Annotated in this window: 3 protein-coding genes; 2 read left to right on the top strand and 1 reads right to left on the bottom strand. The window is 36.9% G+C overall.

Translation table 11 applies throughout. The features are described 5' to 3' along the window. Positions 1-668: 668 nt before the first annotated feature. Entirely contained in the window at positions 669-818 is a 150-nt protein-coding gene (locus O9290_RS00015) for a type II toxin-antitoxin system HicA family toxin (RefSeq protein ID WP_288056165.1), read from the top strand. Positions 819-990: 172 nt separating this feature from the next. Beyond that, positions 991-1230: a type II toxin-antitoxin system HicB family antitoxin gene (locus O9290_RS00010; protein WP_288056167.1), complete on the top strand. Its 240-nt coding sequence runs from the start codon at positions 991-993 to the stop codon at positions 1228-1230. Positions 1231-1388: 158 nt separating this feature from the next. Here O9290_RS00010 and O9290_RS00005 read toward each other — a convergent pair. Next, the coding region (locus O9290_RS00005) for a hypothetical protein (RefSeq protein WP_288086556.1) at positions 1389-1601 on the bottom strand (213 nt) is incomplete at its 5' end.

The raw sequence follows: 1601 nt of genomic DNA, 5'->3' as shown, positions 1-1601 counted from the left end.
AAATTAAAGCAGCTCTAAAGAGTTTTGAGTTAAAAGTTAAACTTCAAGTTTTCATTCAGGACAAATGTACTGATTAACTAATTTTTTGGGGAAAATTAGTTAACCCATCATTATAACATATAATTAATTTGCAAGAGTTCTAATAAAAAAATAAGGCTATTTTAATCCTCGTTTAACCGCTTCAGCTAACGCCATTGATTTTTTTAATTGTCTTTTTTCCTAAGTCTTAACAACATTAGGTTGGTCTTATTTTTTACCTAAAGTCAATCAATTGTCAAGGCTTTTTTTATTTAGTTTTGTAACGATTTAGCAACAAAAAAGGCACAGGCAACAAAGACTAAATCGCTCTTAAAACAAGCGACTTACTGTTAGGAACATCGAACGGGGACTTATTGAAAACTCTAATTTTTGACCAAGAGAAATCAAAGACAATCCCCGACTTTTTAATTAGCATTGACTAAATCTTTTAGCACTGGTGAGCCAAGGAAAAGGGAGACAGCAGAAGAGCAACAATCTGTACTCCCCCGCTCCCCCTCTCCCCTGCTTCCCTGGTCCCGCTCCCCTGCTTCTCCACTAACCGCTCAATGGTCGAAATCCTTATATAACAAAAATTATACAAGACTTGTCACACCCTCCAGCAAATTACCTTATCCAGCAAATCTTGACTGATGCCAAAAAAAATCAGAGAATTAAAACAAATGCTCAAAAAAGCTGGATTTATTGATTTTCCGGGAAAAGGCAGTCACAACCATTGGTTACACCCTCTATATGCAGGAAAAATCACCCTATCGGGAAAAGACGGAGCAGATGCTAAGTAGGGAGGCACAATTATTTGTAAGATGGGTTAGCGGTAGCGTAACATAATCGGGCGTTTGGTTTCATGCTTCAACCCAACCTACGTTCATCTTATATTTAATTCCACCCACCTACTTAAACGTTACCAAGAACAAGAAGTCAAAAATGCTATTGAAGAGGTCAGGAGAAAAGAAGATGAAAAAACTTAAATATAGAATAGTGCTTCAGTGGTCTGATGAAGATAATTGTTATCTAGTTGGCTTACCCGACTTTCCTGGACAAAAATGGCGGACTCATGGTAATACTTATGCTGAAGCTGTGAAAAATGCTGAAGAAGTCCTAGAATCTCTGATACAACTTTATCAGAAATTAGGGGAATCTTTACCTCATCCTGAGATAACTAAAAAGGGAGAAATTTTGCTAAAAATAAATTAACAAAACTAGAAGAATACTTAGAAGTTTACCCTACTCTCACCTATTGCTACCAGAACCATACAGGATACCGAAAGGAAGATTGTCATTGCGAGGGGAGATTGAGAGATTCTCCCTTTTGGGGAAAAGTAATCCCTCCCCGAAGCAATCTCTCAAAAGTTTTAATTGTTCTGATTGGTAAGAAATTGATGAACAATCTCAACTTTTAGATTTAATTCCCGCGCAATTTGTTCTTCATTAAGTCCCAACCTAACCAGAAGAGGAATTGTTTCCATTTTCCCTTCAAGTTTCCCTTCAAGTTTCCCTTCAAGTTTCCCTTCAAGTTTCCCTTCAAGTTTCCCTTCAAGTTTTCCTTCAAGTTTTCCTTCAAGTTT

The sequence above is a fragment of the Microcystis sp. LE19-41.2A genome (genome assembly GCF_027530405.1).
Classification (GTDB): domain Bacteria; phylum Cyanobacteriota; class Cyanobacteriia; order Cyanobacteriales; family Microcystaceae; genus Microcystis; species Microcystis aeruginosa.
This window is presented reverse-complemented; position numbering and strand designations above follow the sequence as displayed.

Excerpts from the sequence above, each read along its gene's own strand:
- O9290_RS00015 (WP_288056165.1), top strand. The coding sequence starts at position 669 with ATGCCAAAAAAAATCAGAGAATTAAAACAAATGCTCAAAAAAGCTGGA.
- O9290_RS00010 (WP_288056167.1), top strand. The coding sequence starts at position 991 with ATGAAAAAACTTAAATATAGAATAGTGCTTCAGTGGTCTGATGAAGAT.